General features: G+C 63.1%; 21 protein-coding genes and 1 pseudogene. 15 read left to right on the forward strand and 7 right to left on the reverse strand.

Annotated features, from left to right (window positions below; genetic code table 11):
* Window positions 1-18 precede the first annotated feature (18 nt).
* Together aceA and aceB are read left to right on the forward strand one after the other, a co-directional pair.
* Entirely contained in the window at window positions 19-1,350 is a 1,332-nt protein-coding gene (gene aceA / locus J7I86_RS03005; protein WP_214815370.1) for an isocitrate lyase, read from the forward strand.
* Between the two features lie 403 nt (window positions 1,351-1,753).
* The gene (gene aceB / locus J7I86_RS03010; protein WP_214815372.1) at window positions 1,754-3,406 is read left to right on the forward strand and encodes a malate synthase A; all 1,653 of its coding nucleotides are present in this window, start codon (window positions 1,754-1,756) and stop codon (window positions 3,404-3,406) included.
* A 299-nt stretch (window positions 3,407-3,705) separates the two neighbouring features.
* Here aceB and J7I86_RS03015 read toward each other — a convergent pair whose 3' ends face one another.
* Window positions 3,706-4,899, reverse strand: coding sequence for a CynX/NimT family MFS transporter (locus J7I86_RS03015; protein ID WP_214815373.1), 1,194 nt, complete (start codon window positions 4,897-4,899; stop codon window positions 3,706-3,708).
* A gap of 82 nt (window positions 4,900-4,981) precedes the next feature.
* A complete protein-coding gene (locus J7I86_RS03020) occupies window positions 4,982-6,199 on the reverse strand; it encodes an ROK family transcriptional regulator (RefSeq protein ID WP_214815375.1) in 1,218 nt (405 codons plus the stop codon).
* A 219-nt stretch (window positions 6,200-6,418) separates the two neighbouring features.
* Here J7I86_RS03020 and J7I86_RS03025 point away from each other — a divergent pair, with 219 nt between their 5' ends.
* The 6 genes from J7I86_RS03025 to J7I86_RS03050 are packed head-to-tail and all read left to right on the forward strand — an operon-like array spanning window position 6,419 to window position 12,004.
* Entirely contained in the window at window positions 6,419-7,195 is a 777-nt protein-coding gene (locus J7I86_RS03025) for a sugar phosphate isomerase/epimerase (RefSeq protein WP_214815378.1), read from the forward strand.
* Window positions 7,192-8,313 carry a Gfo/Idh/MocA family protein gene (locus J7I86_RS03030; RefSeq protein ID WP_214815380.1) on the forward strand — a complete coding sequence of 374 codons (1,122 nt, stop codon included), beginning with the start codon at window positions 7,192-7,194 and terminating at the stop codon, window positions 8,311-8,313. The genes J7I86_RS03025 and J7I86_RS03030 overlap by 4 nt, the downstream gene beginning before the upstream one ends.
* Window positions 8,314-8,331: 18 nt before the next feature.
* On the forward strand, window positions 8,332-9,495 hold the full coding sequence (locus J7I86_RS03035; RefSeq protein ID WP_214815382.1) for a Gfo/Idh/MocA family protein: 1,164 nt from the start codon (window positions 8,332-8,334) through the stop codon (window positions 9,493-9,495).
* A 1-nt stretch (window position 9,496) separates the two neighbouring features.
* Window positions 9,497-10,498, forward strand: a complete 1,002-nt coding sequence (locus J7I86_RS03040) for a sugar phosphate isomerase/epimerase (protein ID WP_214815384.1) — start codon at window positions 9,497-9,499, stop codon at window positions 10,496-10,498.
* 4 nt (window positions 10,499-10,502) lie between these two features.
* Window positions 10,503-11,531, forward strand: a complete 1,029-nt coding sequence (locus J7I86_RS03045) for a Gfo/Idh/MocA family protein (RefSeq protein ID WP_214815386.1) — start codon at window positions 10,503-10,505, stop codon at window positions 11,529-11,531.
* Window positions 11,528-12,004, forward strand: a complete 477-nt coding sequence (locus J7I86_RS03050; protein ID WP_214815388.1) for a heme-degrading domain-containing protein — start codon at window positions 11,528-11,530, stop codon at window positions 12,002-12,004. Before J7I86_RS03045 ends, J7I86_RS03050 begins: the two co-directional genes overlap by 4 nt.
* A gap of 221 nt (window positions 12,005-12,225) precedes the next feature.
* On the opposite strand, the gene J7I86_RS03055 is transcribed toward J7I86_RS03050, so the two are convergent.
* A complete protein-coding gene (locus J7I86_RS03055; protein WP_309476669.1) occupies window positions 12,226-12,924 on the reverse strand; it encodes a peptidase dimerization domain-containing protein in 699 nt (232 codons plus the stop codon).
* On the opposite strand from J7I86_RS03055, the pseudogene J7I86_RS03060 reads away from it, so the two are divergent.
* Window positions 12,924-13,343, forward strand: a pseudogene (locus tag J7I86_RS03060) (L-serine ammonia-lyase, iron-sulfur-dependent, subunit alpha); the annotation flags it as partial. The gene J7I86_RS03055 and the pseudogene J7I86_RS03060 overlap by 1 nt on opposite strands.
* 30 nt (window positions 13,344-13,373) lie before the next feature.
* Here the strand turns inward: J7I86_RS03060 and J7I86_RS03065 are convergent.
* The gene (locus tag J7I86_RS03065) at window positions 13,374-14,216 is read right to left on the reverse strand and encodes a pyruvate, water dikinase regulatory protein (protein ID WP_214815390.1); all 843 of its coding nucleotides are present in this window, start codon (window positions 14,214-14,216) and stop codon (window positions 13,374-13,376) included.
* Window positions 14,217-16,616, reverse strand: a complete 2,400-nt coding sequence (gene ppsA / locus J7I86_RS03070) for a phosphoenolpyruvate synthase (RefSeq protein WP_214815392.1) — start codon at window positions 16,614-16,616, stop codon at window positions 14,217-14,219.
* A gap of 602 nt (window positions 16,617-17,218) precedes the next feature.
* Between ppsA and J7I86_RS03075 the strand changes: the two genes are divergently transcribed.
* On the forward strand, window positions 17,219-18,250 hold the full coding sequence (locus tag J7I86_RS03075) for an LLM class flavin-dependent oxidoreductase (protein ID WP_214815394.1): 1,032 nt from the start codon (window positions 17,219-17,221) through the stop codon (window positions 18,248-18,250).
* Window positions 18,251-18,264: 14 nt separating this feature from the next.
* Here the strand turns inward: J7I86_RS03075 and J7I86_RS03080 are convergent, their stop codons facing one another.
* Both J7I86_RS03080 and J7I86_RS03085 read right to left on the reverse strand, forming a co-directional pair.
* Window positions 18,265-18,933, reverse strand: a complete 669-nt coding sequence (locus tag J7I86_RS03080; protein ID WP_214815396.1) for a response regulator — start codon at window positions 18,931-18,933, stop codon at window positions 18,265-18,267.
* The gene (locus J7I86_RS03085; RefSeq protein WP_214815398.1) at window positions 18,930-20,528 is read right to left on the reverse strand and encodes a sensor histidine kinase; all 1,599 of its coding nucleotides are present in this window, start codon (window positions 20,526-20,528) and stop codon (window positions 18,930-18,932) included. The genes J7I86_RS03080 and J7I86_RS03085 overlap by 4 nt, the downstream gene beginning before the upstream one ends.
* Before the next feature lie 302 nt (window positions 20,529-20,830).
* On the opposite strand from J7I86_RS03085, the gene J7I86_RS03090 reads away from it, so the two are divergent.
* From J7I86_RS03090 to J7I86_RS03110, 5 genes are all read left to right on the forward strand, one after another.
* Complete coding sequence (locus tag J7I86_RS03090; RefSeq protein WP_214815400.1) at window positions 20,831-21,835, forward strand: tripartite tricarboxylate transporter substrate binding protein; 1,005 nt, start codon at window positions 20,831-20,833, stop codon at window positions 21,833-21,835.
* On the forward strand, window positions 21,832-22,335 hold the full coding sequence (locus tag J7I86_RS03095; RefSeq protein WP_214815402.1) for a tripartite tricarboxylate transporter TctB family protein: 504 nt from the start codon (window positions 21,832-21,834) through the stop codon (window positions 22,333-22,335). Before J7I86_RS03090 ends, J7I86_RS03095 begins: the two co-directional genes overlap by 4 nt.
* Window positions 22,335-23,873 (forward strand): tripartite tricarboxylate transporter permease, encoded by a 1,539-nt coding sequence (locus J7I86_RS03100; RefSeq protein ID WP_214815404.1) that lies wholly within the window; start codon window positions 22,335-22,337, stop codon window positions 23,871-23,873. The genes J7I86_RS03095 and J7I86_RS03100 overlap by 1 nt, the downstream gene beginning before the upstream one ends.
* A 41-nt stretch (window positions 23,874-23,914) precedes the next feature.
* Window positions 23,915-24,307, forward strand: a complete 393-nt coding sequence (locus J7I86_RS03105) for a universal stress protein (protein ID WP_214815406.1) — start codon at window positions 23,915-23,917, stop codon at window positions 24,305-24,307.
* 79 nt (window positions 24,308-24,386) lie between these two features.
* The gene (locus J7I86_RS03110) at window positions 24,387-24,917 is read left to right on the forward strand and encodes a GNAT family N-acetyltransferase (RefSeq protein WP_214815408.1); all 531 of its coding nucleotides are present in this window, start codon (window positions 24,387-24,389) and stop codon (window positions 24,915-24,917) included.
* Window positions 24,918-24,920: the final 3 nt, after the last annotated feature.

Below are 24,920 nucleotides of genomic sequence, written 5' to 3' on the forward strand. Positions count from 1 at the left end.
CACCAAGGAGACAATGCAATGACCGCATCGTTTGAACCAGCAGAACCTTCCGCAGAGCAGCAGGCAGCCGCGCTGGAACTTGAATGGTCCGCCAACCCGCGGTGGGAAGGCGTCACCCGTGATTACTCGGCCACCGACGTCGTCCGCCTCCGCGGTCGCGTCTCCGAAGAGCACACCCTGGCCCGCCGCGGCTCGGAGAAGCTCTGGAAGCAGCTCACCGAGGAAGCTCCCACCGGCGGCTACACCAACGCTTTGGGCGCCCTGACGGGCAACCAGGCAGTGCAGCAGGTCAAGGCCGGCCTCCGCGCCATCTACCTTTCCGGCTGGCAGGTCGCCGCCGATGCCAACCTCTCGGGCCAGACCTACCCGGACCAGTCCCTGTACCCGGCCAACTCGGTACCCCAGGTTGTCCGCCGTATCAACAACGCCCTGCTCCGCGCAGACCAGATCGAATACGCCGAGGGCGTCAAAACTGTTGAGGACTGGTTGGTCCCGATCGTCGCCGACGCCGAAGCCGGTTTCGGTGGCCCGCTGAACGCCTACGAGCTCATGAAATCCATGATCACCGCCGGCGCTTCGGGCGTTCACTGGGAAGACCAGCTCGCTTCGGAGAAGAAGTGCGGCCACCTGGGCGGCAAGGTCCTCATCCCCACCCAGCAGCACATCCGCACCCTGAACGCCGCACGCCTGGCAGCCGACGTCGCCGACACCCCCACCGTGGTCATCGCCCGTACCGACGCCGAAGCCGCAACCCTGATCACCTCAGACGTTGACGAGCGCGACCAGGAATTCATCCTCCGCGAAGGGGGACAACCGGTTCGCACCGCCGAGGGCTTCTACAAGGTCCGCAACGGGATCGAACCCTGCATCGCCCGTGCCAAGGCCTACGCACCGTACTCCGACCTCATCTGGATGGAGACCGGCACCCCGGACCTGGAACTGGCCCGCAAGTTCGCCGAATCGGTCAAGGCCGAGTTCCCGGACCAGATGCTCTCCTACAACTGCTCCCCGTCGTTCAATTGGCGCAAGCACCTGGACGACACCACCATCGCCAAGTTCCAGCGCGAACTCGGTGCCATGGGCTTCACGTTCCAGTTCATCACCCTGGCCGGCTTCCACGCCCTGAACTACTCCATGTTCGACCTCGCCCACGGTTACGCCCGTGAAGGCATGAGCGCCTACGTCGAGCTTCAGGAGAAGGAATTCGCCTCCGAGTCCCGCGGCTACACCGCCACCAAGCACCAGCGCGAAGTCGGCACCGGCTACTTCGACGACATCGCCACCGCGCTCAACCCGAACGCATCCACCCTCGCACTGGTCGGATCGACCGAAGAGGGCCAGTTCCACTAACCAACATCCGACGGCGGCCGGGGCCCCCAGCGCCGCTGGCCCGGTTGTCACCTCCGGCCTACGGACCGGCAACACTCTGCCTGCTATCCCCATATCCGGCCTTTGACCTCGTAGAACTCGGTCGAGGGCGGATAAAGGGCCCCTTTACGCAGGCTGCCGCATTACCGGCCCTTCGGCCTCGTGCGGATCGCGCCTTCTGGAACAGCCCGACGTCGGATTGGGTAGTCCGGAAGCGTGCGTAAAAGGGGCCCTGTCCCGGACGCCGGCCGAGCTCTGCGAGGCCATGCGGGAGGGATGGGGAATAGCACGCGGAGGATTACCCAACCCGGCCCCCAAGGTGACCAGCACCAAACGCTCCGACCCAAGTGCCGCCGTCGAACTTTTGCTCATAGGAGAGATTGAAATGAACAGCTTCACTGACAACTTCACTATCAATGGCATCACTATCACCGCGCAGCCCATTTGCCGGCAGAACGAGGTTTTGACGCCGGACGCCCTTGAGTTCATTGGCAAGTTGCACAGGGCTACGGCGGATCGTCGTCAGGAGCTGATGCAGGCACGGCACGCCCGCCGTGGGCAGATCGCGGCCGGTCAGGATCCGCGGTTCCGTCCCGAGACTGAGGGCATTCGAAATGATCCGTCGTGGCGTGTGGCTCCCCCGGCTCCGGGTTTGGAGGATCGCCGCGTGGAGATCACGGGCCCGGTGGATAAGAAGATGACCATCAACGCACTGAACTCGGGTGCGAAGGTCTGGCTCGCTGACATGGAAGACTCCTCCACACCGACATGGCGCAACGTCATCCAAGGCCAGCTGAATCTGACAGATGCACTGGAGCGCCGGATCGATTTCAACTCTCCTGAGGGCAAGGAATACAAGCTAAAGGCTGCCGAGGACCTGCCCACCATGGTGGTTCGTCCGCGTGGCTGGCACCTGCCGGAGAAGCACATGCTGATTGACGGCAAGCCGATCGCCGGCGGAATTGTGGACTTCGGGCTGTTCTTCTTCCACAACGCCCGCCGCCTGCTCGCCCAGGGCAAGGGACCGTACTTCTACCTGCCCAAGATCGAGAACCACCTCGAAGCCCGCCTGTGGAACGACATCTTTGTCCTGGCCCAGGACTTGCTGGGCATCCCGCAGGGAACTATCCGTGCCACGGTCCTGATCGAAACCATCACGGCCGCGTTCGAGATGGAAGAGATCCTGTACGAACTGCGGGACCACGCTTCGGGTTTGAATGCCGGACGGTGGGACTACATCTTCTCCCTGATCAAGAACTTCCGCACCCGCGGACCGCGTTTCGTGCTCCCGGACCGCGGCCAGGTGACCATGACCCAGCCGTTCATGCGCGCTTACACCGAGCAACTGGTCAGGGCCTGCCATCGTCGTGGTGCCATGGCGATCGGCGGCATGGCAGCTGCTGTTCCCAACCGAAAGGACGAGGCAGCAAACCAGGCCTCGTTCGAGAAGGTCCGTGCGGACAAGACCCGTGAAGCCAACGACGGCTTTGACGGCTCGTGGGTGGCCCACCCGGATTTGGTGCCGGTATGCCGGGAAGTTTTTGACTCAGTTCTCGGAAACCGTCCCAACCAGTTGGACCGCTCCCGCGAGGACGTCACCCCGGATGACCGTGCACTGATCGACATCGCCAGCACCGAGGGCACCATCACCGAGGGCGGGGTTCGCCTGAACATCGAAGTCGGCATCCGCTACATCGAGTCCTGGCTGCGGGGCAACGGAGCAGTGGCCATCCACAACCTCATGGAAGACGCCGCCACCGCCGAGATCTCCCGTTCCCAGCTCTGGCAGTGGATCCACTCCCACGCCATCACCGACCACGGCGACATCATCACCCGGGAATGGGTGGAGGACATGCTGGACGAGGAATACGCCCGCCTGGAACGCTTCGACGGAGACCGCTTCGCTGACGCCCGCGCCATCTTCGAAGAGGTCACTCTCGCCGAGGAATTCCCCACCTTCCTGACCATCCCCGCGTACGCCCGTTTCCTCACCGAGGCCCGAGAAGAGGCCACGGAAGAGGAACTCGTCGCCGCCTAGGTCCAGTGACCTGAGAGGTAGCGACACATCAAGCCCCGACGCTGGGCTGCCTGCACTCTTCGCAACAAGTGACCCCGACCGCCGGGGAGGCAGCCCAGCAGCGGGGCTTACCCATGCCCGCACCCCTCCCGGCGGCCCCTCTCCGATTCGATGGCCCGCTGCACACACGACGCTTCCTACCGTCTAATGCGCAGGGATCCATCGAATCGGACAACGCACGACGACGGCACTCACCGCCCGGGCCCAGCTCACGGGCCGCGCAACACGACGGCGGCACTCACCCCACAGGGCAAGGTCGCCTACCCCTGCCGGGCCACCCAGCGTACGGACAACGTAGTGCACACGCAGAACGCGAGCACCGAGCCAAGGATCACCAGCAGCGGAACAGTCCAGCCGTCGGTCACACTGTGCACGAACCCGATAACAGTGGGAGCCAACGCAGCGAAGCAGTAGCCCACACCTTGCACCACGGCGGACATCTTGCCGGCGGCTGCCTGGGATTGCGCGAATTTGATGATGGCAATGAAGATCACCGTGATACCGCCACCTTGCGCCACCCCGCCCAGCGAGGACCACATCCACCACCACGAAGGCGCCAGCAACAGGCCCACGGGAACCGTCAGCCACAGCGCGCTCAAGGTGACCGCCACCGTCGTCGTACTCGCGAAGCGGGCCAGAAGCGGCACGCCCAGGCCGCCAACGATGGCGAAGATCTGGAACAGCGAGGAGCCCGCGCCGGCTTCGGCGGTGCCCATGGCGAGTTCGTCGGACAGGAAGCTGGGCAGCCACGCCGTGACGCCGTAGTAGGAGAACGCCTGGCCCGCGAAGCCGAGCGTCAGGCCCACAGTCAGCCAGCGCACCCCCGCAACCGGTCCGGACGACGAAGCAGGAGGAGCAGGAACGGGAAGGGGAACGAAGGCCCGCCGCACGCCAACAGCAGGCACCCAGAAAAGGATCGCCGCCAAAGCCAACAAGGCGCTAGCAGCCAGGGCAAGTCGCCATCCCACCATTTCAGCAAGTGGCGCCGTGGCTACCGAGGTGAGAAATGAGCCGACGTTGAGGGCAGCCGTGTAGACGCCCATGGCGGTGGCTTGGCGCCGCGGTGCGAAGTCCCGGCGGATGATGAGTGGCACCGCGATGTTGCCGATGGTGATAGCTACGCCAATGATGACCGTGCCCACGATCACCGAGGCACCGCCACCGCTGGAGCGGATCACCACTCCTGCGAGCACCCCTAGCAGCGTGAGCATCACGGCGAATTCGGCCCCAAATCGGCGTCCGGCCAAAGAGGCCAACGGTGAAGCAAGGGAGAAGCAGAGCACGGGAATCCCGGTGAGCAGTCCAAGCTCGACGGGCGAGAATCCGAGGTCCTGCTGCAGCGAATCCACCACGGGAGCCACTGCCACAAAGGGCCCGCGCATGTTCAGGGCAATGAGGCCGATGCACGCGAGGATCAACCAACCGCGGGGAACTCTGGCGAGGAATTGGCTCATCGGGCGCACAGGAAAACGAAGAAAGTAGACATCACTTTCATTGCTATCACGGCGCCAGCCAGCAACCGGCATCCAGCAGCGCTCATCCCGCTGCTTGAAGCGTGGCCTCAATCACTGCCGGCGAGAGAACGTGTTGCGTGACCAAGTGGCTGGCGCCCAGGATGGCCGCGCGTTGGCCGGCCATGGAAATGCCGATGCGCAGGTGTGTGGTGGCCAGGGGCAGGGAACGCCGGTAGACCACTTCGCGGATCCCGGCCACCAGATGTTCGCCGGCCTCCCCCACGCTGCCGCCGATGATGATCATGGACGGGTTGAGGAGGTTGACCACGGTGGCCAGTACATCGCCCACATCGCGTCCGGCTTGCCGCAGCGCCTGGATGGCTTGCAGATTTCCCTCGCTCACAAGACGCAGGACGTCAGCGCCACTGGCAGCTTCCAGCCCTTGTGCCTGCAATTGACGCGCGACTGCGGGACCTGAAGCAAGTGCCTCGAGGCAGCCGTGGTTGCCGCAGCGGCAGAGGACGTCGTCGCCGCGCGGGACCCGGACATGGCCGAGGTCGCCGGCGGTACCGTTGGCGCCACGCTGCAATTGACCGCTACTGATGATGCCCGCGCCGATGCCGGTGGCCACTTTGATGAACAGGAAGTTTTCATGGTCGGGCCAGTATGCGGTCCGTTCACCGAGGGCCATGATGTTGACGTCGTTGTCCACCAGAACCGGAACCGGTAGGGACCTCTGAACGTAAGTGACGACGTCGAATCCGTCCCAGCCCGGCATGATGGGCGGCTTGACCGGCCTGCCGCTGGCGTGCTCCACAGGCCCGGGCAGGCCTATGCCTATCCCGGCGAGGTCATCGGGTTCGCGGCCGGCTTCGGCCAGGAGTTCCCGGCCCGCTGTCACGACGCGGCCCAGAACGACGTCCGGACCGTCAGCGACTTCCTGCTTCAGCCGTCGCTCGGCCACGACGTTGCCGCCGAGGTCGGTGACGGCAACAATCACGTGGGTAGCTCCGACGTCGACGGCCAGAACGATGCGCGCGGCGGGGTTGAAGGCAACGCGCGACGGCGGCCTGCCGCCTGTGGAGCTCGCCTCGCCGGCGGGGCCGACGAGCCCCGCGCTGATGAGGGCGTCAATCCGCGAGGCAACAGTGGAGCGGGCTAGTCCCGTGGTTTCAGCCAGCTCAGCCCGGGTGCGCGCCTTGCCGTCACGGAGGAGTTGGAAGAGATTCCCGGCGCGTGAAAGATTGCCGGCCTCGGGCGCGGAGCTATTTCCGGCGTCGATTCCGGCCTCAAATGTCATGCATTCAGTGAAGCATGATTGCTTATGTATGTCACTCAGCGGAAGTTTGACGGATTTATTGCGACTTTTGCTAGACGCTCGGCATAAGTCCCTCTAGGCTGAAAAGAGTTGGCGACTATTCCATTGCTGGGCGGAATCGGTGGCTCCCTCATGGGGCGCTCACTAGACTGGCGCCAAGGCCCTGATTTCCCCGGAAAACCACTCCCGAAAAGGAACCCGATGTCTTACTCACTCCAGCTGTATACCGTCCGCGACGCCATCCAGGAGGACCTGCCGGGAACCATCCGGAAGGTTGCCGAGATCGGTTTCACGCAGGTGGAGCCGTACAACTTCGTGGCCACGGCCAAGGAACTCGGCGCTGCGTTGAAGGAGAACGGCCTGACCGCTCCGTCCGGACACGCCCCGTTGTTGTCCCAGGACCAGGACCAGATTTTCGCCGCGGCCAAGGAACTGGGCATCACCACGGTTATTGATCCTTTCCTTCCGGCGGAGCACTGGCAGTCAGCTGAGGACATCCAGGCCACCGCGGCCAAGCTCAACGCAGCAGCGAAGAAGGGCGCTGAGTACGGCATCCGTGTGGGGTACCACAACCACGCCTGGGAGCTGGAGTCCACCATCGAGGGCAAGACCGCCCTGGAGTACCTTGAGGGTTTGCTGGATCCGGAACTGGTCCTGGAAGTTGACACCTACTGGGTGGCCGTCGGTGGCCAGGACCCTGTGGAGTTGCTGGCCCGATTGGGCGACCGGGTGAAACTCATCCACATCAAGGACGGCCCGGGAAGCACTGACACCAAGGCCCAGCAGCCCGCAGGCCAGGGCACCATCCCGGTCCTGGACGTCATTGCCGCAGCGAAGTCCCTGGAAGTTGGCGTGGTGGAGTTCGACGACTACTCCGGTGACATTTTCGAGGGCATCACCCAGAGCCTGGCGTATCTGACTGCCGCGGCCAGCGCAGAAGCAGCCGGCGCCCAGGCAGCAGAAGGAGCGCAGGCATGAGCTTCTCCCCTTCCACACGAAAAGGCCCCGTGGGCGTTGCCCTCATCGGTGCGGGCAACATCAGCAAGCAGTACCTGGACAACCTCACGGTCTTCCCGGACGTGAAGATCTTGGTGATTGCGGACCTCTTCGAAGAGGCAGCAAAGGCACGCGCCGAGGAATACGGGATTGCCGAGTTCGGCACGCCGGAGCTGGCACTGAACCATCCCGACGTCGAGATCATCGTGAACCTGACCATCCCGGCCGCGCATGTGGAGGTGGCCACCGCCGCGGTGAACGCCGGCAAACACGTCTGGACCGAGAAGCCCTTTTCCCTGGATCGTCAGTCCGGGCTGGGCCTGCTCAAGGCCGCTGACGCCGCCGGCATCCGCCTGGGCACCGCCCCGGACACGTTCCTGGGCGCTGGCCTGCAGACCGCCCGGAGGATTATCGAACGCGGTGACATCGGGACACCGCTGACCGGCATGACCACGTTCCAGACCCCCGGCCCGGAATCCTGGCACCCGAACCCGGCCTTCTTGTTCCAGCAAGGCGCCGGTCCCTTGTTCGACATGGGCCCGTACTACCTCACCGCCCTGATCCAGACCTTCGGATCCATCCGTAGGGTGGCCGCCGTCGGCTCCTCGGCAAAGACGACCCGCATCATCGGTTCCGGCCCCAAAGCCGGCGAGGAATTCGCCGTCGAGGTCCCCACGCATGTCTCCGCGATGGCGCAGTTCGAAGGCGGCCAGTCCAGCCACAGCGTCTTCAGCTTCGAATCGCCGCGCCAGCGCATGGGCTTCGTGGAGATCACCGGCTCCGAAGCCACCCTGTCCCTCCCGGACCCGAACTACTTCGACGGCGACCTGAAGCTCTGGCGTCCCGGCGCGGAAGAACCCGAGATCATCCCTGCCACGGGTCCCGCCAACGGCCGCGGTCTCGGTGTGCTGGACATGGCCCGCGCCCTCCGCGCCGGCACCGCCCACCGCGCCACCGGTGACCTCGCCTACCATGTGCTGGACAGCATGGTCTCCATCACGGAGTCCGTGGAATCGGGCACCTTCGTGGACGTCACCAGCAATGCCCCCGCATCCGCTGCCGTCCCTGAGGACTGGGCACCCGAAACCGCCACCCTTTAAGAACCGGCGAGGAACATCATGACTATCGATACCCCCTCCCCGCTGGGCGTGGCAGCAATCGGCTATGCCTTCATGGGCAAAGCCCACTCCAATGCCTGGCGGAACGTCGCCAGCTTCTTTGACGTCCCGGCCTTCGAGCAGAAAGTGCTGGTGGGCCGGGACGCCGACGCCGTTGCAGAAGCTGCCGCCAAGTACGGCTGGGCCGAGTCTGCCACCGACTGGCGCTCCGTCATTGAACGGGACGACATCCACATCATCGACATCTGCGCACCGGGCTGGATGCATGCGGAAATCGCCGTAGCCGCACTGGAAGCCGGCAAGCACGTCCTGGTGGAGAAGCCGCTGGCCAACACCATCGGCGAGGCTGAGTCCATGGTGGCCGCGGCCGCTTCAGCCAGGGCCCGCGGCGTGCAGTCGATGATCGGCTTCAACTACCGCCGGGTCCCCGCCCTTGCACTCGCACGAGAACTCATTGCGGAAGGCCGCCTCGGCACCGTCCGGCATGTCCGGGCCGCGTACCTGCAGGACTGGCTGACCGATGCCCAGTCCCCCATGACCTGGCGCCTGCGGAAGGAAACCGCAGGATCCGGTGCGCTGGGCGACATCGCTTCGCACGCCATCGACCAGATCCTGTACCTCCTGGATGATGCGGTCACCGAGGTCTCCGGCCGTCTCCAGACCTTCGTTGATCAGCGCCCCGGCGCAGATGGACTGGAGGATGTCACAGTCGACGACGCCGCCTGGGTTAACCTTTCGCTCGCCTCCGGGGCAATCGCCTCAGTGGAAGCCTCCCGCGTGGCTACCGGCCAGAAAAACTCCCTCCGGCTCGAAATTTATGGCTCGCTCGGTTCGTTGACGTTTGATCTGGAGAACCTGAACGAGCTCAATTTCATGGACACCACAGTGCCCGTCCGCGAACAGGGATTCCGGAGGATCCTGGTCAACGAACCCGAGCACCCGTACCTCGAAGCGTGGTGGCCGCAGGGTCACATCATTGGCTGGGAACACACCTTCACGCACCAGATCCGGGACTTCCTCACCGCGATCGCCGCTGGCGAGTCGCCGTCGCCGTCGTTTGAAGAGGGCCTGAACGTCCAGCACATCCTGGCCGCCGTGGAAGAGTCCGCAGCCGCCAAGAGTTCACTGATCCAGCTCAACGCATCCGTCACTGAAGGAGCCTGACATGCCCCGCCCGTACACCCTGTTCACCGGCCAATGGGCCGACCTCCCCTTCGAGGAAGTCGCGCGACTCGCCTCCGGCTGGGGCTACGACGGCCTGGAAATCGCCGTCTCCGGAGACCACCTGGACGCCTGGCGCTGGGACGAACCCGGTTACGTCGAATCCAAGCTCGCCGTCCTGGAGAAGTACAACCTGAAGGTCTGGGCCATCTCCAACCACCTCAAGGGCCAGGCAGTCTGCGATGACCCCATCGACTTCCGCCACGAAGCGATCGTCGGCTCCAAGGTCTGGGACGACGGTGAGCCTGAAGGCGTCCGCCAACGCGCCGCCGAGGAAATGAAGCACACTGCCCGCCTGGCTCGGGCTTTGGGAGTGGACACCGTAGTGGGCTTCACCGGCTCTTCCATCTGGCAGTACGTCGCCATGTTCCCGCCCGTCCCGGAGAAGGTCATCGACGCCGGCTACCAGGACTTCGCCGACCGCTGGAACCCCATCCTGGACGTCTTTGACGACTGCGGGGTCCGCTTCGCCCATGAAGTCCACCCCTCCGAAATCGCCTACGACTACTGGACCACCGTCCGCACCCTCGAAGCGATCGGTCACCGGGAAGCATTCGGCCTGAACTGGGACCCGTCCCACTTCATGTGGCAGGGCATCGACCCCGTGTCCTTCATCTGGGACTTCAAGGACCGGATTTACCACGTGGACTGCAAGGACACCAAGCTCCGCCCCACCGGTCGGAACACTGTGATGGGCTCGCACCTGCCCTGGGGCGACCCCCGACGCGGCTGGGACTTCGTCTCCGCAGGACGCGGCGATGTGCCCTGGGAATCATCCTTCCGTGCCCTCACGGCCATCGGCTACAACGGACCCATCTCCGTGGAATGGGAGGACGCCGGAATGGACCGCCTCCACGGCGCCCCCGAAGCCCTCGCCGCCCTGAAGAAGTTCGACTTCCCGGCGTCGCAGAGCTCCTTCGACGCCGCCTTCAGCAGCAAGGACTAATCCCGTGACCCTCAGCAATGGCACCTCCGATGGAACAATCCGCTGGGGCATTCTCGGCACAGGATTTATTGCCGGGCTCCAGACCAAGGACCTGAACCAGAACGGTTTCACGGTGCAAGCCGTGGGATCGCGCTCCTTGGAATCGAGTGAGTTGTTCGCCGAGGAGCACGGCGTGGCCACCGCGCACGGAAGCTATGAGGACCTTGTTGCTGACCCCATGGTTGACGTGGTCTATATCGCCACGCCACACCCTTTCCACCACGCAAATGCCTTGCTGGCGTTGAATGCGGGCAAGCACGTGCTGGTGGAGAAGGCGTTCACCATGAACGCCCGCGAGGCACAAGAGGTCGTTGACCTGGCGGAGTCCAAGGGACTCGTGGCCCTGGAAGCCATGTGGACACGGTTCCTGCCTCACATGATCCGCATCCGGGAGCTCATCGCTGCCGGCACCATTGGCGAGGTACGCAAGGTGGTGGCCACCCACAACCAGAGCCTTCCCAAGGACCCCGCCCACCGGCTGAACGATCCCGCCCTCGGCGGCGGAGCACTGCTGGATCTGGGCATTTATCCGATCTCGTTTGCCTTTGACGTCCTGGGCACGCCTGCGACGATTAAGGCCAGCGCCTCCATGTCCGCCACCGGAGTGGACCGCCAGACGGCAGCGATCTTTGAATACGCTAACGGCGCCCAAGCACTTGTGGACTGTGAGCTGGACGCCGCCAGCCCGAACCGTGCCATGGTCATCGGGACCGAAGGGTGGATCGACATTGAACACACTTGGTACAACCCGGTTCCGTTCACGGTTTTCGCGGTCGATGGCGCTGTTGTAGAGCGCTACGAGCAGCCCGTCAGTAGCCGGGGCATGCAGTACCAGGCCGCCGAGTTGGAGCGCCTGATCCGCTCAGGCGAGACTGCCGGAACCATCCTTCCGCCAGCCGAGTCCGTGGCTATCATGGCTGCCATGGACGAGATCCGGAAGCAGATCGGCCTTCGATACGGGTCCGATGCCATATTGGAAGGGAACGAACAATGACTGAGTCACCGCGCTTGACTGAACTCCACCAGCAGGAAGAAGAACTGGTCTTCGCTTCGTTCGATCACCACGACGCCTGGCGACTCGGCTCGTTGATCGCCAACCACGCCATCGCTTCGGAGCTTGGCGTCGCAATCGACATCCGACGGCACAACCTCGTGCTCTTCCGTTGCGTCCTGCCCGGCGCGACGTCGGACCAGGAAGAATGGATCCGCCGAAAGTCCGCAACCGTGCTGCGGTTCGAACACAGCACCGCCCTAATTTCGGAACAGTTCTCTGTCCGCGGTCACAGCCCTCTCGGTGGGGGCTGGCTCGCGCATGAGGACTACACCTTGGCCGGTGGCTCCTTCCCCATCCGTGCGCGAGGCGCAGGCGTGATCTGTGCTGTAACGGTGTCCGGCTTGTCTTCGGATGAGGACCACCAGATGGTGGTGGACGGGATCCGAAACTACCTGAAGACGGTAGGGGTGTAGACCGGACAGCGATTCGGCCGGAGCCGGCGCTGGCTCTGGTAATCGGCCTTCCGCAACAAGCGCCTAGAACGAAGCCCCGGGGACACTGTCCCCGGGGCTTCTCTGCTTCCTATCCTTACGTTTCTGGCACGGCGCCTGTCCAGCTAACGAAAGTGTGCTCGGTGCTTGGTCGGATCCGACGAACTGCAGGTGGGCGGGTTGTCGGCTGACCCTTTCCATTGTCAGGCTTGGAGGCTCACGGTGGTTGCCCCGGGTTCACGGGAGGCCTGTAGCTCCAGCAGCTCTGCCCGTAGGGACGGGTCGAGGGCAGCATCCAGGATGGTGAGGGCCAGGACGGTTGCGCCATCGAGGACTACTTCGTCGCCTTCAGGGGAGGCTGCATCCGCTGTGAAGTCAGGGTGGTGTGGCACGGCAGTGCTGTTGCGGACCACTACCATGCCGTGCACGGCCGGGATCACCTGGGAGACGTTGCCCATGTCCGAAGACCCACCCCCGAAAACTGGTGTGGTATCCACGGGCCGCCCTATCAGTTCCATGTTCGAATCCCAGGCCTTGCCCAGCCGGGAGTGGGTGTTGAGCGGGGCGTAGGGGTGTTCGGTCTGTCGGTGCGTCCAAGTGCATCCGGTGGCGATGGCCGCGCCCTCGAAGCACGCGAGCACGCGCCGCTTGAGGTCCCGCCACACATCCACGTTCCCGGCCCGGACTTCCACCTGCACGGTGGAGTCGCCGGCGATGACATTCGTTGCGCCGCCGCCGTGGGAGATGAAGGCGTTGGTGTTGGCGTTTTCCGGCAAGTGCTGCCGCAGGACTGCCATGTTCATCAGGGCCAAACTGGCAGCTGCGCCAGCGTTGATAGCTTTGTCCGGGGCTGCGGCGGCGTGCGCTTCGCTGCCCTTGAACTGCACCTCGAAACGTTCCACTGCTAACAGCAGCGGCAATCGGCGTCCTGTTCAAGACCAACGCGTCCATCTCAGGAGCCGAAGTCGGCTGCCAGGGCGAGGTCGGTTCCGCGTGCTCCATGGCTGCCGGCGCCCTCTGCGAAATCCTCGGCGGCACCCCACAACAAGTCGAGAACGCAGCCGAGATCGGGATCGAACACAACCTCGGGCTCACCTGCGACCCCGTCGGCGGCCTGGTGCAAATCCCCTGCATCGAACGCAACGCAATGGCCAGCAACAAAGCCATCAACGCCGCACGCATCAGCCTGCGCGGAGACGGCATCCACCACGTCTCCCTGGACACCGCCATCAAAACCATGCGCGAGACCGGCGCAGACATGAAGAGCAAATACAAGGAGACCTCCCGCGGCGGCCTTGCGGTCAACGTCATCGCCTGCTGAAATCGCCTAGTGAATCACGGCAACTGTTGATTAGTGGTGTAGTTGCATGCGTTGGAGGACCGTGGCGGAAATTTCTTCCACGGACATGGATGCCGAGTTCACGTAAGGGATGTCATTGGCCCGGTACATGTCCTCGGCGTGACGAAGTTCAAAGCTGCATTGGTTCAGCGATGCGTAGCTGCTGCCCGGACGGCGTTCCTGCCTGATCTGACTGAGCCGGACAGGCTGTGATGTAAGCCCGAAACACTTGCTCGCAAACGGCAACAAGGGCTTCGGAAGCGTCATGGTGTCAAAGTCTTCCTCCACCAGGGGGAAGTTGGCGGCGAGGATGCCGTGCTGCAGTGCCAAGTACATGGTGGTGGGAGTTTTCCCGCACCGCGACGGGGCAATGAGAATCAGTTCGGCGCGTTCGAGCGCCCGAAGCGACTGACCGTCGTCGTGCTCAATCGCATACTCGACGGCAGCCATGCGCAACTGGTAGCGCACCGCGTCGCCCACGCCGTGGGCCTGGCCGGGCTTGCCGTTCGCTTGCGCACCAAGGGTTTGTTCGAGTTGCCCGATGTGGGTACCGAACAGGTCGAAGAACTGCCCGCGGCTTTGGGATAGAACAGCGCGGATGTCTTGGCTGACAGTGGTGGAGAAGATGATGGGTTGCGGACCGGCCGCGGCTACCCGGTCGATCAGCGCCACTACCTCGCGCGCTTGCTCGACGGTGTTGATGAACGGGATGGTTCGCCGTTCGAGCCGCTGGCCAGGGAACTGGGTCAACAGCGTGTTGCCCAGTGTTTCAGCGGTGATCCCGGTGCTGTCGGAAAGGAAGAACACCGTGGGGGCGGACGGGGCGCCCGCCCCTACGGTTTGGTGCTCTGCCATTTAGACCGTAGTGCTGGTGGTGCGGGACAGGCGCAGCCAAGTCTCGGTCACCGCGTCAGGGTTCAACGAAATCGAACTAATGCCCTGTCCGAGCAGCCACTCGGCAAAGTCCGGATGGTCGCTGGGGCCTTGGCCGCAGATCCCCACGTACCGGCCCTTGGCACGGCACGCCGTGATCGCCATCTCCAGCAGTTTGGTCACGGCCGGATTCCGTTCATCAAAGCCTTCGGCTACCAGGGCGGAGTCGCGGTCCAGGCCTAGGGTGAGCTGGGTCAGATCGTTGGAGCCGATGGAGAAGCCGTCGAAGTACTCCAGGAACTCATCTGCGAGGAGCGCGTTGGCTGGCAGTTCGCACATCATCACGATCTCCAGCCCATCCTCGCCCCGGCGCAGACCGTTGGCAGCAAGGAGGTCGATCACACCGCTGGCCTCGTCCAAGGTCCGCACGAACGGAACCATGAGCTTGATGTTGGTCAGGCCCATGTCGTTGCGCACATACTTCAGTGCTTCGCATTCGAGTTCGAAGGCCTGCCGGAAGGACGCAGACAGGTACCGGGACGCTCCCCGGTACCCAATCATCGGGTTCTCCTCTTCCGGTTCGAATGCCGGACCACCGATCAGGTTGGCGTACTCGTTGGACTTGAAGTCCGAAAGCCGGATGATCACCGGTTCGGGGGCGAAAGCCGCGGCGATGGTCGAGATTCCCTCGGCCAAGCGCCTGACGTAGTAATCGCGGGGGCCGTCGTAGGCGGAGGTCTTTTCCTGGATTTGCCGGACGGTGTAGTCATCCAACGCGGCCGGACGCTCGATTTCACCTGCCACGGCCAGCAGGGCGTTGGGGTGGACGCCGATCTGCCGGTTGATGATGAACTCCAGTCGAGCCAAACCCACGCCGTGGTTGGGGAGCTTGGAGAAACTGAACGCCTGTTCCGGAGTTCCCACGTTCATCATGATCTTCACCGGGGCCTCCGGCATGGTCTCCACGCTGGTCTCGTGCAGCGAGTACTCCAGCAACCCTTCATAAACGAGCCCGGCTTCGCCCTCGGCGCAGGACACTGTTACCGGAGCGCCGTCCTTGAGGATCTGGGACGCATACCCGGTACCGACGACGGCGGGAATGCCCAGTTCCCGGGCAATGATCGCGGCATGGCAGGTCCGCCCGCCCCGGTCAGTGACAATCGCGGCGGCCTTCTTCATGATCGGTTCCCAGTCAGGGTCTGTCATGTTCGCCACCAGGACATCGCCCTCCTGGAACGAGGCCATTTGGTCAATCGAGGACAGCACCCGAACCTGCCCTGCGCCGATTCGCTGACCTATCGCCCGGCCTTCCACCAACACCGTGGAACGCTCCGTCAGGGTGTACCGGGACGTGGTACCAGCGGCCTTACGGGACTCGACGGTTTCAGGACGGGCTTGAAGAATGTACAGCTCGCCATCCACACCGTCCTTACCCCACTCAATATCCATCGGGCGGCCGTAGTGCGCCTCAATTGCTACCGCGTGCCGGGCGAGTTCTTCAACTTCGGCATCGGTGAGGCTGAAACGGCTCCGTGCATCCTGCGTCACCGGGATGAAGTCAACGGTCCGGCCAACTTCTTCGGACTCGGTGTACACCATCTGCACGGCCTTCTCCCCCAAACCGCGTTTAAGCACGGCCGGCCGCCCAGCTGCCAAAGCGGGTTTGTAGACATAGAACTCATCAGGGTTCACAGCACCCTGGACCACGGCCTCCCCCAGCCCATACGAGGACGTGATGAAGACAGCGTCCGTGAAGCCGGTTTCGGTGTCCATGGTGAACATCACGCCGGAAGCGCCGACGTCGGAACGCACCATCCGCTGAATGCCAGCCGAAAGCGCCACTTCAGAATGCGTGAAGCCGTGATGCACACGATAGGCAATGGCGCGGTCGTTATACAGGGAAGCGAACACATCCTTGATGGCGAGGAGGATGTTCCCGATGCCGCTGATGTTCAGGAACGTCTCCTGCTGCCCGGCAAACGAAGCATCCGGGAGGTCTTCAGCCGTGGCACTGGAACGCACCGCCCACGACACATCCCCGCCATGCTCCTGGGTGAGTTGCTCATAAGCGGTCCGGATGTCTTCTTCGAATCCGGCCGGGAACGGTGTTTCACGGATCAGGTGACGGATTTCCTGGCCGACCTTGGCCAAAGCAGTGACGTCGCCGCTGTCCAGGCCCTCAAGAATGCTCTCAATCCGCGCATCAAGGCCCGACTCCGCCAGGAAACGCCGGTACGCTTCCGCCGTCGTCGCGAAACCACCCGGAACCTTCACCCCGGCAGAGGCGAGATTCCGGACCATTTCCCCAAGCGATGCATTTTTGCCGCCAACCTGGTCAAGGTCGGACAAGCCAAGTTCAGAAAACCAAAGAACGTTAGTCATAAATTGTGTCCTCCATTGGGCACGCTCTGACAAGCGCTAAAAAAACTAGGTCATGCAAGGATCAGGGCTTCAGCTTTTGGAAGCAAACAGATGTGACAGGCGCAACATATGTGTGAAGTAACGAAAGGTCACCAAGCACTCGGATTGAGGAACGAAGTTGACGCTCGCGCTCTCATGCTTGGAGGCGGGAGAACCAAACGCAGATCTCAGAAGACCAACGTGTACGCGTCGTCCAATCAAACAGAAGCCTGACACTTCCGCCGTCACCACGACATATGGGCCCTTATCGGCGTTTCGCGCCTGTAGGGCCGGGTCAGTCCTCCCTTCCGTGCCGAGCTCCCATTCCAATGAGACAACAACGAGTCGGCGCTCGGTTTCATGGCAGTTCCCGATCGCCGGACGATTGTTGTATTTCTCCGGCTCGGACCATTGCGCAGCAAGCTGCTGCGCAATGTCGCATGGCACTCCGCTTGCCTGATGCAGAATCACTTTCAGACCCACCCGGACCCGCGCCACATCACAAAAGGTAACCTCCCGCCGTCGTCGTCGGTGCCGGCACCTATTCTGGGCAGTAGCCGCCCCGCCGAACGCGAAGGAACCCCATGCCCACTCCTGAACATCCCCTCCGCAAGCTCGGTTTCCTCACCATCGGCCTGTTCGATGCCGCTGATCCTGCTGCCGGCCACCGGTCCACGTTGGAGATCATCGAGCTCGGTGAGCAGTTGGGGTTCGACAGCGCCTGGTTGCGGCACCGTCATTTGCAGTTCGGGATCTCCTCCCCCGTGGCGGTGATGGCGGCCGCCAGCCAGCGCACTTCCAGGATTGAGCTCGGCACCGCGGTCACTCCGCTGGGTTGGGAAAACCCGTTACGGCTGGCCGAGGACCTGGCCACCGTGGATCTGCTCGCAGACGGACGGATCAACCCGGGGCTGAGCGTGGGCGAACCCATGCACTACGACACCGTGAAGCATGAGCTGTACCCGGAATCTTCAGAAACAGAGGATTTCTCCTATGCCCGTGTGGACCGGTTCGCCCGCTTGGTCGCGGGCGAGAAAGTGCGGGACTTTTCCGGCAAGCAAGGCGTTGTGGAGGAATTCTCCAATCGGGTGGAGCCGCACTCTCCCGGGCTGCGCAGCCGCCTCTGGTATGGGGCGGGCAGCATGAAGTCGGCCGTCTGGGCGGGGGCAAACGGCTTCAATCTGCTGTCAAGCAGTGTGATTTTCCCGGACAAGAACCAGGAACCGGACTTCGCCAAGGTCCAGCAATCGCAGATCCGGGCGTATCGAGAAGCCGCAGCAGCGTCCGGAAACACCGCCAGGGCGTCGCAGGGCCTGGTGGTGATCCCCACTGATTCCGCTTCGACTGCGCAGCGGGAGAAATACCAGCGATACGTCGATGAACGCACTCCCCGTACGCAGACGCCACAGGGACCGAAGGGCATGATGTTTGCCCGGGATCTCATCGGCACCAGCGATGAAATCGCCGCGCAACTGTACGCCCACGAAGGCTTCCAGGAAGTGGAGGAGGTGGCGTTCGCGCTGCCCTTCAGCTTCGACCACGAGGACTACGTGCAGATCCTCACCGACATCGCGCAGAAACTGGGCCCGGCGTTGGGGTGGAAGCCGGCCGGCTAGGGCACGCGGCTGGTTTACCGCCCCTTCAGCACATACCGCCTTTCAGGACGTCCGACGCCGTACTTGAGTCTGACTTCCAGCGCACCCTCATCGTGGAGGTACTCAAGATAACGGCGTGCGCTGACACGGGACGTGCCGAGTTGCTCTGCCAGCTCAGCGGCGGACAGGTCGCCCGGCGCTGTTTTGAGCGCCGATTCAACCAGTTCGAGCGTCTCCACGCTGCAGCCTTTGGGAAGGGTCCGCTCGGACACGCTTAAGCCGAAGACACGGTTCACGTCCGATTGCTCGGCCTCTGTCTTGGAATCGTCCAAGCCCTGGTAGGCGCTGAGATAGTGCTCCAACCGTTCCTGCAGGTCGGCTTGGGAGAACGGCTTGATCAGGTAGTGGACTATGCCACCACGCAAGGCCTTCCGAACAGTTTCCACTTCACGGGCAGCGCTGATCACCAATACATCCAGGTCCGGGGCAACGTCCCTGAGTTGGTGCATGAGTTCCAACCCGTTGATGTCCGGGAGATGGATATCCAACAGCACCAAATCCGGCTGCAGCCGCTCGGTTTCCACCAAGGCCTGGGCACCCGTATGCGCCACGCCCACCACCCCGAAGCCGGGCGTCCGCTGGATGAATCCGGCGTGGACCTTGGCCACCATGAAGTCGTCGTCGACGATCAGTACTTTGATCACGGCTGCGTTGCCCCCTTTGTGGAATCAGAGTCATTCTTGGTGAAGCGTGCAGTGAACACCGCCCCATGATCGTTGGAGAAGCTCAGATCACCTCCGGATCGCCGGCAGATCACCCGTGACAACGCCAAGCCAAAACCGCGTGCATCTCCAGGTCCTGGCTCTTTTGTGGAGAAGCCTTGCCGGAAGATGTCCTCCGCGGAGCCGCTGGCCACCCCGGGGCCGTTGTCCCGGACAGTGACCGTGACTTCGTCACCCGAGTCGGCAACCAGCACGCGGACAGACGCCCCGGGAAGTCCAGTAACGGCGTCGAACGCGTTGTCTACCAGGTTGCCCACCACAGTGGTGAGATCGCGGGACAGCTCTTCGTTGACCCTCGGCAATGAGGATTGAGGATCCAGGTGCAATTCCACCCCTCGCTCGGTGGCGAGGCTGGCTTTGGCGATAAGAAGGGCGGCGAGCGCGGGGTCCTCTATGCGGCTGGTGACGTCGTCGTTGAGCCGGGTGCGGTCGACGGTGACCCCGTTGACGAACTGGACCACGGAATCGTATTCACCGATTTGGATGAGGCCGGAGATGACGTGGAGTTGGTTGGCGAACTCGTGTGCTTGGGCCCTCAGGGTGTCGGTGACGGTGCGCGTGGCGCCGAGTTCACTTTCCAGGGAGGACAGCTCGGTCCTGTCCCTGAGTGTGGTCACCGAGCCAATATCGCGGCCGTGCGAGCGGAGTGCTACACGGTTCATGACCACCAGCCGCTCCCCCACGAGCACCAATTGGTCGGGGTCGGACTGCTCACGGGTGAGGACGATCTTCAGCGCAGGATCCACGTGGAGGGATCGCAGTTTCTTGCCCACGCAGTCCGGCGGCAGGCCGAGGAGTTGCCGGGCGCTTTGGTTGGCCACCGTGATGCGTTCGTGGGGATCCAAAGCTACTACGCCTTCTTTCAGGCCTTGCAGCATCGCTTCGCGGTTCTCCACGAGTCCGGTGATTTCCTTGGGTTCCATGCCGAGCGTTTGCCGTTTAACGCGACGGGACAACAAGAGGGATCCGGCCACTCCGAGCACGCTGGCTACGCCCAGATAGGTGAGGAGGTTGGGGACGGCGTCGCCCAGTCTTTCCAGGGTGGAGGGGTAATTGCGGCTGATGGAGGCTATGCCGATCATTCTCCCGGAGTCGTCAAGCACAGGGACGTGGGCGGAGAGGACCGCACCATTGCTGCCTGACAGAACCCCTGTCCATGCCCGCCCTTCCATGACCTTACTCTCGCCCAACGGCAGGGGCTTCCCCAGGAGGCTGGGGTCGGATGAAGCCACCACGGTGCGATCCAGTTTGGCAAGGGCCACGTGGGCGGACCCTGAGACTGTCCTGACGGATTCGGCGACCGCAGGAAGTGCCGATCCGCCGCGTGGTTCGGCGGTGGGCAGCAGTACACGCACGGTGGGATTGTTCCCCAAGGCTTCGGCAGCGGACAGCGCCCGGCGCCCTTCGGTTCGTTCGAAGGAGGCGGCGGATTGTGCCAGCGAAATGGCAACGACGGCAACAAGAACGGCCAGGACGATCAGCAGCTGCAGCACAAGGTACTGCCCTGCCAAGGACATGCCTCTTCTTCGAGACAGTCGAGTGAGTCGGGTCACTGCCGGGTTCCTTTGGTGGTGCCAGTGAGACGGGGGCGGATAACAGCTCCCCCGTGGCGTATCGGAACTATACCTCAGAGGCGCAGAAGACCAGCTCAGACCGCTGCAACGGGCCAAAACCGCGTCAAAACCCGTGAACGCAATGAACTTAAAGATCACTGCGAACACAAGAGTGATCCCTGTCACGCACACGCCTAGCATCAAATCAACGGGGCACAACGCTGACCGCCCTGCACCGAATTTTCGATGATGAGAAGAGGAACACCATGCGCCAGATCCGCGCATTGCGAGTCGCCGCCGTCGCCGCCGGCATCGCCCTGATGGCCACCGGTTGCGGTGCTACAGGTAAGTCCACCGGTTCTGATAGCACCGGCGCAGCAGGACCCATCACCGGACTCCAGATCATGGTTCCGAACACTCCCGGCGGTGGCTACGACACCACCGCCCGGGCAGCCGCGAAGGTACTGGACGACGAGAAAATTTCCACCAACACCGAGGTATTCAACCTTGCCGGCGCCGGCGGCACGGTTGGCCTCGCCCGCATCGTCAATGAAAAGGGCAACGGTGACCTCACCATGCTCATGGGCCTGGGTGTTGTTGGGGCGAGCTACACCAACAAGTCCGAGTCGAAGCTTACGGAGACCACGCCTCTGGCGAAGCTGATCGAGGAACCCGGCGCCATCATGGTCAGCAAGGACTCCCCGTACAAGACCATCGATGATCTGGTGAAGGCGTGGAAGGCCAACCCGGGCTCCATCGCAGTAGGCGGCGGTTCTTCGCCCGGCGGACCGGACCACCTCCTGCCCATGCAGTTGGCCGGCGCTGTTGGCATCGACGCCACCAAGGTCAACTTTGTCTCTTACGACGGCGGTGGCGACCTTTTGCCCGCCATCCTCGGTAACAAGCTGGGATTCGCCGCTTCCGGCGCCGGCGAGTACTTGCAGCAGATCAAGTCCGGTGAGATCCGGGTCCTGGCCACCAGTGGCGAGAACCGCTTGGAAGGCGTGGACGCACCAACGCTGAAGGAATCCAACATTGACCTCATCTTCACCAACTGGCGCGGCATCGTGGCACCTCCGGGCATCAGCGAGGACGACAAGAAGTCCCTTATCGCCGCTCTCGAGAAGATGCATGCATCTGCCGGTTGGAAGGAAGCACTCAAGACCCACAGCTGGTCCGATGCTTTTGTTACCGGTGACGAGTTCCAGACCTTCCTGACAGACCAGGACAAGCGCGTGGCGGATGTCCTCACCAAGCTCGGGTTGGCGTGAGCTCCATAGCCACAGGCCTTAAAGGCCGCGCCGAGCTGGGGGTAGCCCTCCTGCTCGGCGCGGTGGGCGTCCTGGTCTTCCTGGACGCGAACGGCCTGGTGACCCCATACTCCCAGTCGGACCCGGTGGGCCCGAAGACTGTTCCGTTCATTGTTTCCGGGTTGCTGATCATCTGCGCCATCCTCCTTGCCATCAACGTTCTCCGCGGCGGCAAAGGTGAAGTTGAAGGCGGCGAGGACGTCGACCTGGCCCACCCTGCTGACTGGAAGACCGTGCTCCCCCTGGCCGGAGCTTTCATTCTGAACATCCTGCTCATCGACTGGGCCGGATGGGTCATCTCCGGAACGGTCCTCTTCTGGGGCAGCGTGCTGGCACTTGGCAGCCGCCACTACATCCGTGACGGCCTCATTTCCGTCGCCCTGGCCCTGCTGACCTTCTACGGCTTCTACCTCGGCCTGGGCATCGCACTGCCGGCCGGGCTCCTGGAAGGAATCCTCTAATGGACGTCTGGTCCTCCTTGATGGACGGTTTCGCCACCGCCCTGACCCCCATGAACCTCTTGTTCGCCGTGATCGGCGTCCTCCTGGGCACCGCCGTCGGCGTCCTTCCCGGACTTGGCCCGGCCATGACTGTTGCTTTGCTGCTTCCGGTGACCGCTGCGTTGGAGCCCACCAGCGCCTTCATCATGTTCGCCGGCATCTACTACGGCGGCATGTTCGGCGGTTCCACCACCTCTATCCTCCTCAACACACCGGGTGAATCGTCGTCGGTGGTGACGGCTATCGAAGGCAACAAGATGGCCAAAGCGGGCAGGGCCGCTCAAGCCCTTGCCACCGCGGCCATTGGTTCCTTCATTGCCGGGACCATCGGTACAGCACTACTAGCCGTTTTCGCACCCCTTGTGGTGCAATTCGCCGTCAGCCTGGGTGCTCCCAGCTACTTCGCCATCATGATCCTGGCCCTTCTCGCGGTGACCGCCGTCCTTGGCTCGTCCAGGCTCCGCGGCTTCGCTTCACTAGCTTTGGGCTTGGCAATCGGACTGGTTGGCATCGACTCGGTGACCGGCCAACGACGCCTGACCTTCGGTCAGCCCTTGCTGGTGGACGGCTTGGACATTGTGGTGGTGGCCGTCGCGATCTTCGCCGTGGGTGAAGCGCTATGGGTTGCAGCCCACCTGCGCCGGACTCCGTTGCACGTCATTCCTGTAGGCCGTCCCTGGATGGGAAAGAAGGACTGGGCCCGCTCCTGGAAGCCTTGGCTTCGTGGCACGGCCTTCGGATTCCCCTTTGGCGCACTCCCGGCCGGTGGTGCGGAAATCCCCACGTTCCTCTCCTACGTCACGGAGAAACGTCTCACCAAGCACCCGGAGGAATTCGGCAAGGGTGCCATTGAAGGCGTCGCCGGACCTGAAGCCGCCAACAATGCGGCCGCTGCCGGAACGCTGACGCCCATGCTTGCCCTTGGCCTGCCCACCAACGCAACGGCCGCTGTCATGCTCGCAGCCTTCACGTCCTACGGCATCCAGCCCGGCCCACAGCTGTTCTCCAGCCAGGGTCCCCTGGTGTGGGCACTGATCGCCAGCCTCTTCATTGGCAACTTCCTGCTCTTGCTCATCAACCTGCCCCTGGCACCGGTGTGGGCAAAACTGCTGCAGCTCCCCCGCCCGTACCTCTACGCAGGCATCCTGTTCTTCGCCACCCTGGGCGCCTACTCGGTGAACCTGCAGGCATTCGACCTGGTGATCCTGCTGGTTCTCGGTGCCCTGGGCTTCATGATGCGGCGGTTTGGACTTCCGGTCCTGCCGCTGATCCTCGGCGTCATCCTGGGTCCGCGCATCGAAGGCCAGCTTCGCAAGACACTGCAACTAAGCGCTGGCGACCCCGCAGGCCTCTTCAGCGAACCCGTCGCGATCGTGGTCTACATCATCGTGGCGATCATTCTGGTGTGGCCGCTGATCTTCAAGCTCATCCGACCCAACCGTCCTGCCAAGACCCCACTGCTTCCCGCCAATTCGGGCGCAGCCGACTACAGCGACTGACCACCCCATCCAGGCATTTTCAGCAGATACAAGGAGAAACCATGACCATCGTGGTGGGATACGTCCCCACACCGGAAGGCGAAGCGGCGTTGACGCAAGCCATCGCCGAGGCCAAGAAAAGCAACGACACCCTGCTGGTCATCAACTCCTCCAAGGGCGACGCCCTGGTGGATAACCGGTACGCCCAGGAGCCGGACATCCAGAGCATCGAGGAGCGGCTGGCTGACCAGGGCATCCAGCACATCATCAAGCAACCGGTCCGGGGCCACGACGCAGCAGCCGAGGTCCTGGACGCCGCCGATGACAATGACGCCGCACTGATTGTCATTGGCCTTCGCCGCCGCAGCCCGGTGGGCAAGCTCATCATGGGCAGCGTCTCCCAACGGATCCTGCTGGAGGCAGACTGCCCGGTACTGGCGGTCAAAGCGGAGTAGCAGGAGTTTTTGTACAGCTAATGCCCCTAAGATTCGTTCTTGGGGGCATTAGCGTCCAAAAAACTCGCAAAGGGGCCACGTGACTGAAACAATCCGCACTGCAACAACGCACGACGCCGGGAAGCTGGCCGAGCTTGCCGCCATCACCTTTCCGCTGGCCTGCCCGCCCGGCTCCTCACCGGCGGATATCCAGGCGCACTTGGACAAGACGCTGAGCGAAGTCAACTTTAAGGGTTACCTCGCCGACGCCAACATCACCGTTCTGGTGCTCGACGACGACGGGCAGCTGAATGGGTACACCCTGCTGATTGCCAAGCCGGCCAGTGACCCGGACGTCGCCTCCGTGCTGTCCGCTCTCCCCTCCACCGAGCTGAGCAAGTGCTACGTCCACCCGGAGCACCACGGCAAGGGCGCCGCATCGCGGCTCATCCAGGCGTCGTTGTCCAATGCTGCAGACAAGGGCGCCTCCGGGGTGTGGCTCGGCGTCAACAGCGAGAACGCCAAAGCCATCCGCTTCTACGAGAAGAACGGTTTCCAACGGGTAGGCACAAAGTCCTTCAAGCTCGGCAACACCGTGGAACACGACTACGTGATGGAACACCGCCTCTAAAAA

Source organism: Arthrobacter sp. ISL-95 (assembly GCF_018613695.1).
Lineage (GTDB): Bacteria > Actinomycetota > Actinomycetes > Actinomycetales > Micrococcaceae > Arthrobacter.

Excerpts from the sequence above, each read along its gene's own strand:
- aceA (WP_214815370.1), top strand. The coding sequence starts at position 19 with ATGACCGCATCGTTTGAACCAGCAGAACCTTCCGCAGAGCAGCAGGCA.
- aceB (WP_214815372.1), top strand. The coding sequence starts at position 1,754 with ATGAACAGCTTCACTGACAACTTCACTATCAATGGCATCACTATCACC.
- J7I86_RS03015 (WP_214815373.1), bottom strand. The coding sequence starts at position 4,899 with ATGAGCCAATTCCTCGCCAGAGTTCCCCGCGGTTGGTTGATCCTCGCG.
- J7I86_RS03020 (WP_214815375.1), bottom strand. The coding sequence starts at position 6,199 with ATGACATTTGAGGCCGGAATCGACGCCGGAAATAGCTCCGCGCCCGAG.
- J7I86_RS03025 (WP_214815378.1), top strand. The coding sequence starts at position 6,419 with ATGTCTTACTCACTCCAGCTGTATACCGTCCGCGACGCCATCCAGGAG.
- J7I86_RS03030 (WP_214815380.1), top strand. The coding sequence starts at position 7,192 with ATGAGCTTCTCCCCTTCCACACGAAAAGGCCCCGTGGGCGTTGCCCTC.
- J7I86_RS03035 (WP_214815382.1), top strand. The coding sequence starts at position 8,332 with ATGACTATCGATACCCCCTCCCCGCTGGGCGTGGCAGCAATCGGCTAT.
- J7I86_RS03040 (WP_214815384.1), top strand. The coding sequence starts at position 9,497 with ATGCCCCGCCCGTACACCCTGTTCACCGGCCAATGGGCCGACCTCCCC.
- J7I86_RS03050 (WP_214815388.1), top strand. The coding sequence starts at position 11,528 with ATGACTGAGTCACCGCGCTTGACTGAACTCCACCAGCAGGAAGAAGAA.
- J7I86_RS03065 (WP_214815390.1), bottom strand. The coding sequence starts at position 14,216 with ATGGCAGAGCACCAAACCGTAGGGGCGGGCGCCCCGTCCGCCCCCACG.
- ppsA (WP_214815392.1), bottom strand. The coding sequence starts at position 16,616 with ATGACTAACGTTCTTTGGTTTTCTGAACTTGGCTTGTCCGACCTTGAC.
- J7I86_RS03075 (WP_214815394.1), top strand. The coding sequence starts at position 17,219 with ATGCCCACTCCTGAACATCCCCTCCGCAAGCTCGGTTTCCTCACCATC.
- J7I86_RS03085 (WP_214815398.1), bottom strand. The coding sequence starts at position 20,528 with ATGTCCTTGGCAGGGCAGTACCTTGTGCTGCAGCTGCTGATCGTCCTG.
- J7I86_RS03090 (WP_214815400.1), top strand. The coding sequence starts at position 20,831 with ATGCGCCAGATCCGCGCATTGCGAGTCGCCGCCGTCGCCGCCGGCATC.
- J7I86_RS03100 (WP_214815404.1), top strand. The coding sequence starts at position 22,335 with ATGGACGTCTGGTCCTCCTTGATGGACGGTTTCGCCACCGCCCTGACC.
- J7I86_RS03105 (WP_214815406.1), top strand. The coding sequence starts at position 23,915 with ATGACCATCGTGGTGGGATACGTCCCCACACCGGAAGGCGAAGCGGCG.